The organism is Sodalis sp. RH21, assembly GCF_047324175.1.
Classification (GTDB): Bacteria; Pseudomonadota; Gammaproteobacteria; order Enterobacterales; family Enterobacteriaceae; genus Acerihabitans.
Genome location: NZ_CP178732.1, coordinates 5,596,124 through 5,613,391, shown reverse-complemented (window position 1 = coordinate 5,613,391; position 17,268 = coordinate 5,596,124). Strand labels below are relative to the sequence as shown.

16 protein-coding genes are annotated in these 17,268 nt (G+C 55.3%); 14 read left to right on the top strand and 2 right to left on the bottom strand.

The features are described 5' to 3' along the window. Window positions 1-229: 229 nt before the first annotated feature. From nifH to dppF, 14 genes are all read left to right on the top strand, one after another. The gene (gene nifH / locus ACL2XP_RS25855) at window positions 230-1,057 is read left to right on the top strand and encodes a nitrogenase iron protein (protein ID WP_413736289.1); all 828 of its coding nucleotides are present in this window, start codon (window positions 230-232) and stop codon (window positions 1,055-1,057) included. An 81-nt stretch (window positions 1,058-1,138) separates the two neighbouring features. After that, on the top strand, window positions 1,139-2,704 hold the full coding sequence (gene anfD / locus ACL2XP_RS25850; RefSeq protein ID WP_413736288.1) for a nitrogenase iron-iron protein, alpha chain: 1,566 nt from the start codon (window positions 1,139-1,141) through the stop codon (window positions 2,702-2,704). A gap of 10 nt (window positions 2,705-2,714) precedes the next feature. Then, the gene (gene anfG / locus ACL2XP_RS25845) at window positions 2,715-3,065 is read left to right on the top strand and encodes a Fe-only nitrogenase subunit delta (protein WP_413736287.1); all 351 of its coding nucleotides are present in this window, start codon (window positions 2,715-2,717) and stop codon (window positions 3,063-3,065) included. Window positions 3,066-3,076: 11 nt separating this feature from the next. Then, window positions 3,077-4,465 (top strand): Fe-only nitrogenase subunit beta, encoded by a 1,389-nt coding sequence (gene anfK / locus ACL2XP_RS25840; RefSeq protein ID WP_413736286.1) that lies wholly within the window; start codon window positions 3,077-3,079, stop codon window positions 4,463-4,465. Window positions 4,466-4,559: 94 nt separating this feature from the next. Beyond that, complete coding sequence (locus tag ACL2XP_RS25835) at window positions 4,560-4,979, top strand: hypothetical protein (RefSeq protein ID WP_413736285.1); 420 nt, start codon at window positions 4,560-4,562, stop codon at window positions 4,977-4,979. Window positions 4,980-4,991: 12 nt separating this feature from the next. After that, a complete protein-coding gene (locus ACL2XP_RS25830; protein WP_413736284.1) occupies window positions 4,992-5,498 on the top strand; it encodes a pyridoxamine 5'-phosphate oxidase family protein in 507 nt (168 codons plus the stop codon). 11 nt (window positions 5,499-5,509) lie between these two features. Then, on the top strand, window positions 5,510-6,139 hold the full coding sequence (anfO, locus tag ACL2XP_RS25825) for a Fe-only nitrogenase accessory protein AnfO (RefSeq protein WP_413736283.1): 630 nt from the start codon (window positions 5,510-5,512) through the stop codon (window positions 6,137-6,139). A gap of 246 nt (window positions 6,140-6,385) precedes the next feature. Continuing rightward, window positions 6,386-8,005: a sigma 54-interacting transcriptional regulator gene (locus tag ACL2XP_RS25820; protein WP_413736282.1), complete on the top strand. Its 1,620-nt coding sequence runs from the start codon at window positions 6,386-6,388 to the stop codon at window positions 8,003-8,005. A gap of 1 nt (window position 8,006) precedes the next feature. After that, on the top strand, window positions 8,007-9,182 hold the full coding sequence (locus ACL2XP_RS25815) for a sigma 54-interacting transcriptional regulator (RefSeq protein ID WP_413736281.1): 1,176 nt from the start codon (window positions 8,007-8,009) through the stop codon (window positions 9,180-9,182). Between the two features lie 750 nt (window positions 9,183-9,932). Beyond that, complete coding sequence (gene dppA / locus ACL2XP_RS25810) at window positions 9,933-11,540, top strand: dipeptide ABC transporter periplasmic-binding protein DppA (RefSeq protein WP_413736280.1); 1,608 nt, start codon at window positions 9,933-9,935, stop codon at window positions 11,538-11,540. Window positions 11,541-11,736: 196 nt separating this feature from the next. Further along, entirely contained in the window at window positions 11,737-12,756 is a 1,020-nt protein-coding gene (gene dppB / locus ACL2XP_RS25805) for a dipeptide ABC transporter permease DppB (protein WP_413736279.1), read from the top strand. Between the two features lie 11 nt (window positions 12,757-12,767). Then, window positions 12,768-13,670, top strand: a complete 903-nt coding sequence (gene dppC, locus ACL2XP_RS25800) for a dipeptide ABC transporter permease DppC (protein WP_413736278.1) — start codon at window positions 12,768-12,770, stop codon at window positions 13,668-13,670. Between the two features lie 10 nt (window positions 13,671-13,680). Continuing rightward, on the top strand, window positions 13,681-14,661 hold the full coding sequence (gene dppD, locus ACL2XP_RS25795; protein WP_413736277.1) for a dipeptide ABC transporter ATP-binding protein: 981 nt from the start codon (window positions 13,681-13,683) through the stop codon (window positions 14,659-14,661). Further along, a complete protein-coding gene (gene dppF, locus ACL2XP_RS25790; protein ID WP_413736276.1) occupies window positions 14,658-15,668 on the top strand; it encodes a dipeptide ABC transporter ATP-binding subunit DppF in 1,011 nt (336 codons plus the stop codon). Before dppD ends, dppF begins: the two co-directional genes overlap by 4 nt. A gap of 97 nt (window positions 15,669-15,765) precedes the next feature. Here dppF and ACL2XP_RS25785 read toward each other — a convergent pair whose 3' ends face one another. Both ACL2XP_RS25785 and bcsD read right to left on the bottom strand, forming a co-directional pair. Then, window positions 15,766-16,767, bottom strand: a complete 1,002-nt coding sequence (locus ACL2XP_RS25785) for a glycosyl hydrolase family 8 (RefSeq protein ID WP_413736275.1) — start codon at window positions 16,765-16,767, stop codon at window positions 15,766-15,768. Between the two features lie 13 nt (window positions 16,768-16,780). Continuing rightward, window positions 16,781-17,266, bottom strand: a complete 486-nt coding sequence (bcsD, locus tag ACL2XP_RS25780; protein ID WP_413736274.1) for a cellulose biosynthesis protein BcsD — start codon at window positions 17,264-17,266, stop codon at window positions 16,781-16,783. Window positions 17,267-17,268 lie beyond the last annotated feature (2 nt).

Sequence of the window (17,268 nt, the reverse complement as noted above, 5' to 3'; positions counted from 1 at the left end):
ATCAATTGTGGCAATGGTTAATAAACACCGGTGACTAACAAAATCCTACTAAAAGCCGAGAAATATATTTACTGTAAATACAGTGGGTAAACGCGGTGGATTGCCAATGTTACTCTGTTTTTCCTCAATGCAGACCCGGCTAGGCCATCCTTGGCATGGGGATTGCTCTATTCATAGCGTGTTCAAAACATATTTTATTTTTCACCGTTTATTAAAGGAGTTCTTTATTGTGACTCGCAAATTGGCAATTTATGGCAAAGGTGGCATTGGTAAATCCACCACAACGCAAAATACCGCGGCCGCATTAGCCTTTTATCATAATCAGAAAGTTTTTATTCACGGTTGTGATCCAAAGGCAGACTCCACGCGGCTTATTCTTGGCGGCATGCATCAGGAAACATTGATGGATGTATTGCGCGACCAGGGGGCGGAAAAAATCACCAACGAGATGGTGGTCAAAACCGGCGTTTTTGGTATCAGCTGCGTTGAGTCCGGCGGCCCGGAACCAGGCGTAGGCTGTGCGGGGCGCGGGGTCATCACCGCCATCGACCTGATGGAAAATAATAAAGCCTATTCGGAGGATTTGGATTTTATCTTCTTTGACGTGTTAGGCGATGTGGTCTGTGGCGGTTTCGCCATGCCAATCCGTGAAGGTAAAGCCCAAGAAGTCTATATCGTCGCCTCCGGTGAGATGATGGCGATTTATGCAGCCAATAATATCTGTAAAGGCCTGGTTAAATATGCCAAGCAAAGCGGCGTACGCCTTGGCGGCATTATTTGCAATAGCAGGAAGGTGGATGGAGAAAGAGAATTTGTCGAGGAATTTACCACCGCTATTGGTACCCAATTACTGCACTTTGTGCCGCGCGATAATATTGTGCAAAAAGCCGAGTTCAATAAGAAGACCGTGACCGAATATGATCCTGAATCCAATCAGGCCCATGAATATAGCGAGTTGGGGCGTAAAATTATTGAAAACAAAAACTTGGTTATTCCCAAGCCAATGTCCATGGATGCCCTGGAAGCCATGGTTGTTAAATATGGTATAGCCGACTAATCACCGGCTGGTTTTACCGGGTCGAAGGCCGGATTGATTCCGGCAATTAAGACCGTTACCCATAAATTCGGGGAGTAGAGAATGCCACATCATGAGTTTGACGTTAGCAAATGTATTCCTGAGCGCAAGCTGCACGCCGTCGTGAAAGGCGCCGAGGAAGATTTAACCTCGGTGCTCCCGCTGGGCTATCTCAATACCATTCCGGGGACACTTTCCGAACGCGGCTGCGCCTATTGCGGTGCCAAGCATGTGATCGGCACCCCGATGAAGGATGTTATTCATATCAGCCACGGTCCGGTGGGCTGTACTTACGACACCTGGCAGACCAAGCGCTATATCAGCGACAACGATAATTTCCAGCTCAAATATACCTTTGCCACCGATATGAAAGAGAAACATATCGTCTTTGGCGCCGAAGGGGTATTGAAGAAAAATATTCTGGAGGCCTTCAAGGCCCATCCCACCATTAAGCGCATGACTATCTACCAAACCTGCGCATCGGCGCTGATTGGCGACGATATCGCCGCGGTGGCGCAGGACATTATGGATGAAATGCCGGATGTGGATATTTTTGTCTGTAACTCCCCGGGCTTTGCCGGCCCGAGCCAGTCCGGCGGGCACCATAAAATCAATATCGCCTGGATCAACCAGAAAGTCGGTACGGTCGAGCCCAAAATCACCAGCGACCACGTGATTAATTACGTCGGCGAATACAACATCCAGGGCGATCAGGAAGTCATGTGCGATTACTTTAAGCGCATGGGCATCCAGGTATTGTCCACCTTTACCGGCAATGGTTCCTATGACGATCTGCGCGGTATGCATAAAGCCCACCTCAATGTGCTGGAATGCGCGCGTTCGGCGGAATATATCTGCAATGAACTGCGGGTGCGCTACGGGATTCCGCGTCTGGATATCGACGGTTTCGGTTTTGGCCCTTTGTCCGATTCCCTGCGCAAAATCGGTCTGTTTTTTGGCATCGAAGATCGGGCGCAGGCCATTATCGATGAAGAAACCGCCCGCTGGAAACCGGAGCTTGATTGGTATATGGCCCGTCTGAAAGGCAAAAAAGTCTGCTTGTGGCCGGGCGGTTCCAAGCTATGGCATTGGGCGCATGTGATACATGCGGAAATGGGGCTGGAGGTGGTATCGGTGTACACCAAATTCGGTCATCAGGGCGATATGGAAAAAGGCATTGCCCGCTGTGAAGCCGGGGCGATGGCTATCGACGATCCCAATGAATTGGAAACCATCGAGGCGATGTATCAACTTAAGCCGGACGTGATTTTTACCGGTAAACGGCCCGGTGAAGTGGCCAAAAAAATCCGGGTGCCGTATCTGAATGCCCATGCCTACCATAACGGGCCTTATAAAGGCTACGAAGGCTGGGTGCGCTTTGCGCGCGATATCTACAACGCCATCTATTCGCCGATCCATCAGTTGGCCCTGCTGGATATCAGCAAAGACCCAATCCCCACCGGCAGCGGTTTCGTCACGCAGAAAATGCTATCGGGCGCCGCCCTGGGCGATGACGTCCTGTCGTCCACCGAGCTGCGCCAGTACACCGGCGGGTTTGACAGCGTGTCCAAACTGCGCGAACGGGTTTATCCCGCTTTCGCTAAACAGACTGCTAAAACAGAGGAATAAGGGAGCGACCATGGAAAACCCGATTGACAGCCGGATCGAGCCGCTGGTGGATTACATCATGAAAAATTGCCTTTGGCAGTTCCACTCCCGCGTCTGGGACCGGGAAAAGCAGAACGCGGGGATTCTGGGCATCACCGCGCAATTATTGTGCGACGAACCGGTGGATTTGTCCACCCCGGCCGCCCGCTGCTATTGGGCGGACGCCGTGGTGCTGGTAGAAGCTTATCAAACCCGGTTTGCCTGGCTGGCGACCATGGGGACGTCGGATATCAAGCAGCTTATTACGGCGCTGCATGAGCGGCTTAATTACCTGACCATTACCGGATCGTTGAATGCGGAACTAACCGATCAACGCTACTAGAGGGCAAGATCATGTCATGTGAATTAAAAGGCAAAGAACGTACCGGTGTGATTAACCCGATATTCACCTGCCAGCCGGCGGGGGCGCAATATGTCAGTATCGGCATCAAGGATTGTATCGGCATTGTCCACGGCGGCCAGGGCTGCGTCATGTTTGTGCGCCTGTTGATCTCCCAGCATCTGAAAGAGAGCTTCGAAATCGCTTCCTCCTCGGTGCATGAGGACGGGGCGGTGTTCGGCGCGCTCGATCGCGTGGAACAGGCGGTGGACGTGCTGCTGATGCGCTACCCGCACGTCAAGGTGGTGCCGATTATTACCACCTGTTCCACCGAAGTTATCGGCGACGATGTGGACGGCGTGGTCAGAAAACTGAACGACGAACTGCTGCCGCAGAAATTTCCCGGCCGGGAAGTCCATTTGATTCCAATCCATACCCCGAGCTTTGTGGGCAGCATGGTGAGCGGCTATGACGTGGCGGTGCGGGATTTTGTAAAATATTTCGCCAAGAAAAGCGAACCCAACGGCAAGCTTAACGTGGTCACCGGCTGGGTCAACCCCGGCGATGTGACGGCGCTCAAGCATCTGCTGGCGGCCATGCAAATCGACGCCACGGTACTGTTTGAAATTGAAAACTTCGACTCCCCGGTTATGCCCAGCGGCAATACGGTTTCCCACGGCAACACCACCATCGAGGATTTGGTGGGCACCGCCAACGCCCTGGGCACCATAGCCCTGAATCGTTATGAGGGCCGCAAGGCGGCGGACTACCTGGCGGAAAAGTTCGCTATCCCCACCATTATCGGACCTACGCCCATCGGTATCCGTAATACCGATACGTTTTTGCAAAACCTCCGGCAGCTTACCGGCAAACCCATTCCCGAATCGCTGGTGCGTGAGCGCGGTATCGCCATCGATGCCCTGACCGATTTGGTGCATATGTTCCTGGCCGATAAACGCGTGGCCATTTATGGCAACCCCGATTTAGCCATCGGATTGGCGGAGTTCTGCCTGGATTTGGAAATGAAGCCGGTATTGCTGCTTTTGGGCGACGATAATGCGTTTTATGACCAGGACCCGCGCATTATTGCCCTGCAAGAGCAGGTGGACGGCGAGATGGAAATTATCACCAACGCCGATCTCTGGGAGCTGGAAGACCGCATCACCAATAAGGGACTAAAGCTCGATCTGATCCTGGGCCATTCCAAGGGGCGCTTTACCGCCATCGATAATCAGATCCCGATGGTCAGGGTGGGGTTTCCCACTTATGACCGGGCGGGGTCCTATCGTCATCCGGTGGTGGGTTACGCCGGGGCCATCTGGCTGGCGGAGCAGATCGCCAATGCGCTGTTTACCGATATGGAATACAAGAAAAACAAAGAGTGGATTCTTAACGTTTGGTAAAGGAGCCCGGCCCGCGCCGACGGGTTGGCGGCGGCCTGGTTGCCGGATGGCGGCGTTCCGTATCCGGCCATGGTACTCCTGGAGGAGCTAACCGATGTCGAAAATGATATTTGAAACCGATCGGCAAAAATTCGCCCGGCTTTCCGTGAATGCGCGGGGGTATCACCGCCGTGCGGAACTGTTTGCCGGCCAGGCGCAATCTCCCGGCCTGATTTTCAACGTGGCGTCCATTGCCGTCGAATGTTATCTGATCGCACTGTGCGCCTGGTACGGCAGCATGCCGTTTAATCATAACTACGCCAGCCTGATGGATACGGCGGAGGAAGTGATGCAATTCGATGCGGCACTGAGCCGCGATATCCGGGCGCTGGATGATATTTTCGGTATCTGTTCGCTGGAAAATTATCATCACGGCACGCCTACCCCGGAGGATGTGACCGGCATTATTGCCGTTTGCCGGGCGCTGGCGGCGCTATTGGCCCCGCTGGAAACCCGCACCTTCCCGTTTGAGTAATCAGAGGATCATATGCACCCGATAACAGCGCACCCCGCGCAGGGGCATCCCCACGGCGCCATGCGCCGGGATGACCGGGAAATCACCGACCGGGCGGAAATCGATGAGATATTGGCTTCCTCGAAAGTGATGTATATCGCGTTGGCAGATGGCGATATGCCGTTTATGGTGCCGGTATTTTATGCCTGGGACGGCAGCGCGCTCTATTTCCATTCGGCCAGGGCCGGCACCAAAATAGCCATCATTAAACAAAATAATAACCTGTGCTTTGCCATATCAACGGAACACGGCGTGGTGGAAAGCGAGGTTATTTGTAACTTCGAGGCCCGGCACCGTACGGTAATCGGTTTTGGCAAAGCGGTCTTTATTGAACAGGAGCAGGAGAAGATCGCCGCCCTGAACCTGATCGTGGCGCGCTTTAGCGATAAAGCCTGGCAATTCCCGCCGGAAAACCTGCGGGCCACACGGGTATTGCGCGTTGATGTCGTCTCGATGAAGGGCAAAAAACACGGTTTTTAGGGGAGATATCTATGAAAATAGCGGTATTTATTGACCCGGACGGCCGGACCGCCTCGCTTTACCAGCCCGGCACGGTCAGGGTCTTCGAATCGTCCCCGGCCGGATGGCGGCCGGTGCGGGATATCCCCTTTGCTCTGGACGACGGAATGGGACTGACTGAAATCAGGACCCGAACCCTGTCCATGCTGGCGGATCTGGCCGGGTGCCGCCATTTTGTGGCCCGCTCCATTACCGGTGCGCTGCTGTCGTTTTTTGACGGCATGGGTATCGTGATGTGGCGTCTTGCCGGCGAACCGGAATTTTTCTTGCAGCAAATCCAGCAGCGGGTAGCGGAGCAAGCCGGCAGGGCATCGGCCTTGACGGCAACTGCGCCCGGGCGCTTTATCCAACCGGGCGAGGCGCCGGGGGAGTACCGGCTTAATTTGATCGACGCCCTGCAAAGCGACGGCGCGCTTACCTCAAAACAGGTATTGCTGCCGTTTTTCCAACACACCCCGTTCGAGAAAATCGCCATTGTCTGCGACCATGTGCCCAAATGGTTCAAGCGTGAGTTCCCGCGCTTGAAGCTGGCCGTGGATATAGGGAAAACCGCTGACGGCCGCTGTTATGCGGTGGTGTTTCCCACGCCGCCCGGGTCTTAGCCCAGTATCCCGACGTATTAAACCCAACAATGCCAACCGCCGGTTGTCGCTTTTGAGACAACCGGCCCACCGCCAATCGCACCGGCGCCCGCCGCGCCGCCGTCAAGAATGTAATGGTAAATCATGTCGTTATATATTTTATTATATAACGATGGCGGATAAACCGTTCTGGCCCCTCATTTGCACCATTTACAGTTCAATATCACCATGCTGTTGCCGTCGGCGGTAATCGCCCAGGAGAGGGTCATGAAGCTTGTGAAGAATGCCATGATTAAACCCATTCCAACCCGGCCATCGTTGGCCGAGTCGCTCTCTTTTACCTGCCAACTGGGTGAATGCCGCTCCGAACTGCTGCCTTTGCTCTCGGAAGTCAGTAAAGTGGTGAGCGTCGGCGGCTCCTTATCCAAGACCTTAAAACTGGTGCTTGAACTGATGCAAAAACATTTGCAGGTCACCAGGGCGATGATTTCCCTTTATGACGCCAGCTGCGATCAGATTTTTATCCATGAAAGCTTCGGTTTATCGCCGGAGGAAATTGAAAAGGGCGTTTATTATCCGGGGGAAGGCATTACCGGTAAAGTCGTGGAAACCAGGCAGCCCATTATCGTACCGCTGATCGCCGATGAACCTCTATTCCTTAATCGCACCGGTAGCTGGGATAAAACCCAGGACGGCCGGCTGTCGTTTATTTGCGTGCCCATTATGCGCGGCATGAAAGTCATGGGCACCATCGGGGTCGAACGTTTATACAATAACCGGCAGTTGCTCTATCTGGATCTGGAAGTGCTGGCCATTATCGCCACAACTATCGCCCAGGCGGTGGAACTGCATCTTCTGGAGCGCGCCCATAAACAGGTGTTGCAGGATCAGCACGCCCGGCTTAACCATGAATTAAAGGAAAAATTCAAGCCGGCGAATATTATCGGCAACTCCAAGGCCATGCAGTCGGTATACCGGATGATTGAAAAGGTCAGCCGCGCCCGGACGACGGTATTGATTCTCGGCGAGAGCGGGGTGGGCAAAGAACGGGTCGCCAGCGCCATCCATTACAATAGCAGTTGCGCCAGCGGGCCTTTCGTCAAATTCAACTGCGCTTCTTTGCCGGAAAGCGTGATTGAAAGCGAGCTGTTCGGCCATGAAAAAGGCGCTTTTACCGGCGCGGTGGCCCGCCGGGCAGGGCGATTTGAAGAAGCCGATGGCGGCACTATTTTTCTGGATGAAGTGGGCGAGCTTTCGCCCCCGGCTCAGGCCAAGCTGCTGCGGGTGATCCAGGAGCGCTGCTTTGAGCGTTTGGGCAGTAATGAGTCGATAAAGGTTAACGTGCGGATATTGGCGGCCACCCACTGCGATTTAACCGACATGGTCGCCCAGGGGACATTTCGCGAGGATCTGTTTTACCGGCTGAATGTTTTCCCGATTATTATTCCGCCGCTGCGTGAACGGGGCAACGATATCCTGATACTGGCCGATCATTTCAACGCCTGGTTTGCCAAAGAGCAGCAGGTGGAGGTACCGGCCATCGCCACCCCCGCGCTGAATTTATTGCTGGGCTACGACTGGCCGGGCAATGTGCGGGAGCTGGAAAACCTGATGGAGCGGGCGGTGCTGCTGGCGGAAGACGGCGTTATCCACAGCTATAATTTGCCCAACTCGTTGCAACCGGCCGCGTTGGGCGAACTCGGCGACCAAGCGGGCCTGGAGGCGCGCTTATCCCGGATGGAGTACGAAATCATCGTCGAATCGCTGGCGCGCCACCAGGGCAATATGTCCAAGGCGGCCGCCCAACTGGGCCTGACCCGCCGCATGCTTGGCCTGCGCATGGCGAAATATCAATTGAATTACAAAAGCTACCGGTGCGGAGATTAAGATGACCAGGACGGAAGATCCCGGCGGGGAGGGCATAAAAGAAAGCATCACCATCGCGCATTGCGCCGATAATCTTGGCCCACGCACGGGCCCGCGCGCGCGCAAGGCCGCCGGAAAGCATGAAGTCGACCGGATCATTACCCGCTCTTTTACCATGAAACGCATTATGTCGGCGGTGGCCAAAATAGCGCCTACCCGTTCGGCGGTCTTACTGCGCGGCGAGCCGGGCACCGGCAAGGATATTATCGCCCGCGCCATCCATGGCCAGTCGCAAAATCGCGCCGGTCCGTTTATCAAGGTCTGCTGCGACTACCTGAATAATGAAGAGATTATGCGGGAGTTGTTCGGTTTTGACAGCGGTTTTTTACCGAACGCCGCACAGCCGCCGGCGCAATATCCCGGCGATATTTCCCTGGCGGCGGGGGGGACGTTGTTTATCAGCGAAGTCGGCCACTTCTCGCTATCGTTGCAAAAACGTCTGCTGCGCCTGCTGCAAGAGCAGGTATATAAACCCCTGGGCAGCCCGCATACTTTTGCCAGCAACGTACGTATTATTTGCGCCACGGAGAAAAATCTTGAGCAAATGATGGTGCAGGGGGAATTTTTAGCCGAACTCTATTATCGCATCCATATTGCCACGATTAATCTTCCCTCCCTGCGGGATCGTAAAGAAGATATCCCCGGATTGGTGGATTATTTCTTTGAACGCTATAACCGCCTTAACGGCCTGCATTTATCGATGGCCGAGGCCGCGTTGGCGCCTCTCTATTTATGCCACTGGCCGGGCAATGTGCGCGATTTGGAGAATTGCCTTGAACATGCCGCTTTGCAGGCCGTGGGCAACGCTATCCCTCAACTGCCGTGTTTATCCGGCCGCTGCTATCGGCAGCATTTGAATCAAAAAATCACTCAGCAGCCGGACGCCGGCCTTCCCAGGCCAGGCGCCGGGGCGACGGCCGTGCAGGCCGCCCCGTTATGGCAGCCGGGCGCCTGCAATGCCCAGCCGATGGCAAAGCGCGCGTCCTACGCCGATGACGAGGCTATCCGCTATCGCCTGGTCGCGGCTTTGGAAAAAAGCGGCGGGGTAAAAGCCAAGGCCGCCCGTTTGCTGAATATTACGCCCAGGCAACTTTATTACGCCCTAAAGAAATGGCATATCGAAGTAAAGAAATTCTAGCGGTAAAAAGACGGCTATTTCCCATAGGCTAAATACACTTTGCGCCCGCTAGGCCATTTCAGGCCGCCGGGAGGAGCACCGCGGTCCGCAGGTCGCGGTCGCCGGCTAAAATTGATAATTAAATCAGCTGAATATATCGTAGGTGCGGATATTGGTAGTGGGTGATCCTATGATATGCTTATGGATAGTCATAACGTTTATTTATAATGCGCAGATAGTTTGGCAAATCATGGACGAGAGCTGTGGATGTGGGCATTAACTCAAATAAATCACAGCATTTTAACCTGCCTTTATGTGAAAATTATGAAACAAGAGTTCATATATTCGCCATTCGGAAAAAAATATTTTTTGTTTTTAATTAGAATGTATGACTATTAAAATTTTGTCACATAGTGAAATACTTCAGGTTATTACCTTAACCACTGCCGATCGTGCTATTTTTTCCGCCATACGCCTGTGGTTTATGTGCGCTCGACGGACATCACGAAATTTGTAAATCCTTACTGGTTATATTGACGTATTGGCAAACTGTTGCCAAATTGGGAGCCTCGGAAGTCAGGAGGGGCAAAGGATTGTTTGGATGGGTCCGCACATTCAACATGTCGGTCGGTGCTTTTCACCAGGCGCTCCGGCAAATTTCCCTTCTTCAGTTCTGATGCCGCAAGGCATAACTGCACAGACCGCAGCACTAAAAAAAACAGCGTCTGGCCGTACAACACACAACATCACATCATACAATGGAGCATAACGATGACAATTTCCTTGACCAAATCAGGGATACTGAAGGTCGGCATTAGCCTGGCGGCTTTAGCCGTGGCGGCCAGCGTTCAGGCAAAAACTCTGGTGTATTGTTCAGAGGGCTCGCCTGAAGGGTTTAACCCGCAGCTATTTACCTCTGGCACCAGTTTTGATGCCAGTTCCGTGCCGATCTATAACCGTCTGGTCGATTTTAAACTGGGCACCACGGAAGTGATTCCGAGCCTGGCGGAAAAATGGGAAATCAGCGCCGATGGCAAGGCTTACACCTTCCATTTGCGCAAGGGTGTGAAATGGCAGGAAAGCAAAGATTTCAAACCGACCCGCGATTTTAACGCCGACGATGTGATCTTCTCCTTTATGCGGCAGAAAGACGCCAACAACCCGTACCATAAAGTATCCGGCGGCAACTACGAGTATTTTGACGGCATGGGCATGGGCGATTTGATCGGCAGCGTCGAAAAAGTCGATGATTATACCGTCCGCTTTAATCTGACCCGCGAAGAGTCCCCATTCCTGGCCGACCTGGCCATGGATTTTGCTTCCATTATGTCCGCCCAGTATGCGGATTCGATGCAAAAAGCAGGCACGCCGGAAAAAATCGATCTTAACCCTATCGGTACCGGTCCGTTCCAACTGCTGCAATACCAGAAAGACTCCCGCATCCTGTACAAAGCGTTCGAAAACTACTGGGGCACCAAACCGAAAATCGATCGCCTGGTGTTCTCCATTACGCCGGACGCCTCGGTACGGTATGCCAAATTGCAGAAAAACGAATGCCAGATTATGCCGTATCCCAATCCGGCCGATATCGCGCGCATGAAAGAAGATAAAACCATCAATTTGATGGAACAGCCCGGGCTGAACGTCGGCTATCTGGCGTTCAACGTCGAGAAAAAACCGCTGGATAACCTGAAGGTTCGCCAGGCGCTGATTACCGCCGTCAATAAATCCGCCATCATCGACGCGGTTTACCAGGGCGCCGGCCAGCCGGCTAAAAACCTGATTCCGCCGACCATGTGGAGTTATAACGACGCGGTGCAGGATTATGCTTACGATCCGGCCAAAGCGAAGGAACTGCTGAAAGAAGCGGGATTGCCGGACGGTTTCTCCATCGATTTGTGGGCGATGCCGGTTCAGCGTCCCTATAACCCCAATGCCCGCCGCATGGCGGAACTGATCCAGTCCGACTGGGCGAAAATCGGCGTTAAAGCCAAGATCGTCAGCTACGAATGGGGCGAATACCTCAAGCGTGCCAAAGCCGGCGAACATCAGTCCGTTATGATGGGCTGGACCGGGGACAATGGGGATCCGGACAACTTCTTCGCCACCCTGTTTAGCTGCGATGCGGCTAAAGACGGCTCCAACTACTCAAGATGGTGCTACAAACCGTTTGAAGATCTGATTCAACCGGCCCGCAGCACCTCCGATCATGCAAAACGCATTGACCTGTACAAGCAGGCTCAAGTGGTGATGCACGATCAGGCGCCGGCGTTAATCGTTGCCCATTCAACGGTATACGAACCGGTGCGTAAAGAAGTCAAAGGATATGTGGTCGATCCATTGGGTAAACATCATTTCGAGAACGTATCTTTAGACTAAAGGTCATTTAACCCCCCATATCCCTCAAGGGAGCTTCCTCCACCCATGCGAGGAAGCGGGAGTATTCCCCGGTGCCGCACCGGGGAAGGTATCGCGCCAGCGAGGCCACGGGGGGAATCCTGAAGATGTGAGCTTTGATAACCCGGCCGCTTCACGCGTCCGGGTAAACTTTTTACAGAAACAGAGAGTTCGGAATATGTTGCAGTTCATACTCCGACGTTTGGGACTCGTTATCCCGACGTTTATTGGTATTACTTTGCTGACGTTTGCGTTTGTCCATATGATCCCCGGCGATCCGGTATTGATCATGGCCGGCGAGCGCGGGATGTCCCCGGAACGCCACGCAGAGATGATGGCGCAGTTAGGCCTGGATAAACCGTTATTTCAGCAATACGTCAACTATGTTATCGGCATTTTGCACGGTGACCTGGGTATTTCACTTAAAAGCCGCATCCCCGTCTGGCAGGAATTCGTGCCGCGTTTCCAGGCGACCCTGGAACTGGGTGTTTGCGCGATGATTTTCGCCGTGCTGGTAGGTATCCCCGCCGGGGTGCTGGCGGCAGTAAAGCGCGGTTCGTTATTTGATCACACCGCGGTCAGTATTTCCCTGGCCGGTTACTCGATGCCGATTTTCTGGTGGGGCATGATGCTTATCATGCTGGTGTCGGTGCACTTTAATCTCACCCCGGTTTCCGGCCGGGTGGGGGATACGGTGTTCCTGGACGATACCATGCCCCTGACCGGCTTCATGCTGATCGATACCTTTTTTTGGGGCCAGCCCGGGGACTTTAAAGACGCGGTGATGCATATGATCCTGCCGGCGATCGTGCTGGGCACCATTCCGCTGGCGGTCATCGTGCGCATGACCCGTTCGGCCATGCTGGAAGTCCTGAGCGAAGATTATATCCGCACCGCGCGCGCCAAAGGCCTGAGCCGGATGCGCGTCATCATTGTCCATGCCCTGCGTAACGCGCTGTTGCCGGTAGTCACGGTGATCGGCCTGCAGGTCGGCACCCTGCTGGCGGGCGCCATCCTGACGGAGACGATTTTCTCCTGGCCGGGTTTGGGCCGCTGGCTGATCGAGGCCTTGCAACGCCGGGATTATCCGGTGGTTCAGGGTGGGGTGTTATTGGTAGCGATCCTGATTATTGTGGTGAATCTGCTGGTGGACGTGCTGTACGGCGTGGTTAACCCGCGTATTCGCCACAAGAAATAGGGGAATGGAAAATGACTGAAATCTCTGAGCCGGTAGTGACCGGCGCACCGAAGCCCATGACCCCGCTCCAGGAGTTCTGGCATTATTTTAAACGTAATAAAGGCGCGGTTATCGGCCTGGCTTATATCATTTTGATGTTTGTTATCGCCATCGGCGCCGGGGTGCTTGCGCCTCATGGTCCGGCGGAGCAGTTCCGCGAAGCGCTGCTGCGCCCGCCGGTCTGGATGGACGGCGGCAGCTGGCAGTTTATCCTGGGCACCGACGATGTCGGCCGCGATATCCTGACCCGCCTGATGTACGGCGCGCGTCTGTCCCTGCTGGTGGGCTGCCTGGTGGTGGCGCTGTCGCTGATTTTCGGGGTGATTTTCGGCCTGCTGTCCGGCTATATCGGCGGTTTGGTGGACGTGGTCATCATGCGCGTGGTGGATATCATGCTGGCGCTGCCCAGCCTGCTGCTGGCCCTGGTGCTGGTGGCGGTATTCGGCCCGTCCATCGTTAACGCCTCGCTGGCGCTGACGTTCGTCGCCCTGCCGCACTATGTGCGTTTAACGCGCGCGGCGGTGCTCGGCGAGGTGAACCGCGATTACGTGACCGCCTCCGGCGTGGCCGGCGCCGGGCCAATGCGCCAGATGTTTATCAATATCCTTCCCAACTGTCTGGCGCCGCTGATCGTGCAGGCATCGCTGGGGTTCTCCAATGCCATCCTTGATATGGCCGCGTTGGGCTTTCTGGGCATGGGCGCGCAGCCGCCGACACCGGAGTGGGGCACCATGCTCGCCGATGTGTTGCAGTTCGCGCAAAGTGCCTGGTGGGTGGTGACCTTCCCGGGGTTCATTATCCTGCTCACCGTATTAGCCTTTAATTTGATGGGGGACGGCCTGCGTGATGCTCTCGACCCCAAACTCAAGCAGTAATGAGGAAGCAATGGCGTTATTAACCATAGATAAACTATCGGTGCATTTCGGTGATGAAGGAACGCCGTTTCGTGCCGTGGATCGCATCAGCTACCAGGTGGAACAAGGCCAGGTAGTGGGTATCGTCGGCGAATCCGGCTCCGGTAAGTCGGTCAGCTCGCTGGCCATCATGGGATTGATTGATTTCCCCGGCCGCGTCATGGCGGAAAACCTGGTGTTCAACGGCCGGGATTTGCAGAAAATCTCCAGCCGCGAACGTCGCCAGCTGATTGGCGCCGACATCGCCATGATTTTCCAGGACCCGATGACCAGCCTCAACCCCTGCTACACCGTGGGTTTTCAGATTATGGAAGCCATCAAGGTCCACCAGGGCGGCAACCGCAAAACCCGCCGCCAGCGGGCAATCGATTTATTGACCCTGGTGGGGATTCCCGCTCCGGCGTCGCGCCTGGATGTCTACCCGCACCAGTTGTCCGGCGGCATGAGCCAGCGGGTGATGATCGCCATGGCGATCGCCTGCCGGCCCAAGCTGCTGATTGCCGATGAACCGACCACCGCGCTGGATGTGACCATCCAGGCGCAGATTATTGAACTGCTGCTCGATCTTCAGCAGCGGGAAAATATGGCGCTGGTGCTGATTACCCATGACCTGGCCCTGGTGGCGGAAGCGGCGCATCATATTATCGTGATGTATGCCGGACAGGTGGTGGAAACCGGCAAGGCGACGGAGATTTTCCGCGCGCCGCGCCATCCGTATACCCAGGCGCTGCTGGCCGCCCTGCCGGAATTCGCCACTGATAAAGCGCGGCTGGCGTCGTTGCCCGGCATGGTGCCGGGTAAATACGATCGGCCGACCGGTTGTCTGCTCAATCCCCGCTGTCCCTACGCCACCGATTATTGCCGCCGGGTGGAACCGGAACTCAGGGATCTGCCCGATCGTCAGTCAAAATGCCACTATCCGCTGGATGATGCCGGGAGGCCTACCCGATGAGCGAAGCCATTTACGATCCTAAATCCACCGCGCTGCTGCATGCGGTTGATTTAAAGAAATATTACCCGGTAAAAAAAGGATTATTCGCCAAGGAAACCATGGTGAAGGCCCTGGACGGCGTCTCCTTTACCCTGGAGCGCGGCAAAACCCTGGCGGTGGTCGGCGAATCCGGCTGCGGTAAATCCACGCTGGGCCGGTTGTTGACCATGATTGAAGCGCCTACCGGAGGCGAACTGCACTATTTAGGGCAGGATCTGCTCAAGCCGGATATCACTTCGGAGCATTTGCGCCGCCAAAAGATCCAGATCGTCTTCCAGAACCCCTACGGTTCCCTGAATCCGCGCAAGAAAGTCGGGCAGATCCTGGAAGAGCCGCTGCAAATCAATACCACGCTCAACCGGGCGGAGCGGCGTGAAAAAGCGCTGGCCATGATGGCGAAAGTGGGCCTGCGCACGGAATATTACGACCGCTACCCGCATATGTTCTCGGGCGGGCAGCGCCAGCGTATCGCCATCGCCCGCGGCCTGATGCTGGAGCCGGACGTGGTGATCGCCGATGAGCCGGTATCAGCGCTGGATGTGTCGGTCCGCGCCCAGGTGCTGAACCTGATGATGGATTTGCAGCAGGAGATGGGGCTGTCGTATGTGTTTATCTCCCACGATCTATCGGTGGTGGAGCATATTGCCGATGAAGTGATGGTGATGTACCTGGGGCGCTGCGTGGAGAAGGGCAGCAAGCAGGCCATTTTCGACAATCCGCGCCATCCTTATACCCAGGCACTATTGTCGGCCACCCCGCGTCTGAACCCGGATTTGCGCCGGGAGCGGATTAAGCTGACCGGCGAGCTGCCAAGTCCCCTGAACCCGCCGCCGGGATGCGCCTTCAGCGCCCGCTGCCGCCGTCGTTTCGGTACTTGTACCGAATTGCAGCCGCAGCTTAAGCGCTACGGCGACCAGTTGGTGGCGTGTTTTGCCGTGGATCAGGACGAAGCGCAGAATATTCGCTGATAGACTGATGCCATGGGCCACAAAAAAGCGGGCGGAGAGTATATTCTCCGCCCGCTTTTTTAGTGGCGGGACAACCGTTGCGCACCCGGCGGCCGCGCTATTTCAGCGACCAGAACGTCAGCAGCCGCAGGCTGGCGGAGTAGTAATCTTCCTGCGGTTGGATATTTTCGTTCACCTGCGCGCCGTTGCCCATGATCGCGTCGCGGATCGCCAGCATACCCGGCGACAGCATATAGCCGGCTTTGGCGCCGGTTAACACGTCTACCCAGGCGGGAGTGCTTAAGCGGTCAAACTGGCGCCAGTACGCGACATACGGCCCCAGCGCCACGCTATTACGCTGCGCCCAGTTGATATACAGCGGAATACGTACGGCGTCATAACTGAAACGGGACGGCCAGCGATCCGACGGGGACAGCGTTTTGTCCGCCCGCAAGGTCACCCAATCGGTGGGCAGCTGCGGATCGCCAAAACGCATCGTCGCCAGCAGCGCGAGGGAATCGGTGGACAAATCGTTCCAGACTTTAAGATGGCTGTTTTGATAAAACGCCTGCCAGGCGGGGAAAATAAAATAGGACGGATTAAGCGTAACGGCGCTGTTCTGGTTAAAACCCGACGCGCCGGGCAGCAGGATGGTGTAACCGGCGAACTTGATGACATTGTGTTTGATAATCGCGGTCTGCAGCGCATTGGAGGCCGCGGTATAGGCCGGCTGCCGCCATTTCTGGCCCGCCTGCAACAGCGCCCAGGCGATCAGGGTGTCGCCGTCGGACGCATTATTGATGTCGGATACCGGCGGAGTGGCGGCAGGATCGTAGCGCCAGGAATACAGCCCGATATCTTTACGGTACAAATGCTCATTCGTCCATTTCAACAAGCTATCAAACGCAGGGCGATCGTTATAGCTAACCGCCAGCAGCATGGCAAAGCCCTGGCCCTCGGTATGGCTGACGTTGTGATTGCCGGTATCGATTATCCGGCCTTCCGGCAGCATAAAGCGGTTTTTGTAATGTTGCCAGCCGGCATTATCGGCTTGCGCAATACCCGTCAGCAATGCGAAAACCAAACCGAGCAGCAGAGCGACATGGCGTGCAAGTTTCATAACTCAATAATCCCTATATACCGTTTTGATAGCTAAAGGTCATAACGCCTTCCGCGCCGTCAGGCAACCAACGCAGCGGGACATGAGGCTGGCCGCCTTGGGCCAATAACCATTCAGCATAAGCTCCTTCCAGTATAGCCGCCAATCCGTCGTTCCATTGTTGCCGTTGCTCCTGCGCGCCGGGCGCGGCGGCGGGGAAGGCGTGATGCGTCAGTATCAGATGGGTTTCACCCGGATGGAGCCTCACGAATCCCCAATGAAAATCCGACCACAGCCGATTGAGCTGATCTTCCAAATCGCCCACGGTTTCGGCCTGGGCCAAAGGAAAGCGCCCGGCCAGCCGGTTGCCCATCAAATTGAGAAACTGGCGGCGGTCTTCATCGCTGGCGTTTTCGGCGATGCCCGAAATCATGATATCCAGCAGATCCTGCCAGCCGGCCCGGTATTGCTGCCGGCGCAAGTAGTCGAGCTCGGTAGCGGTATTCGGCAAATCCTGCATTC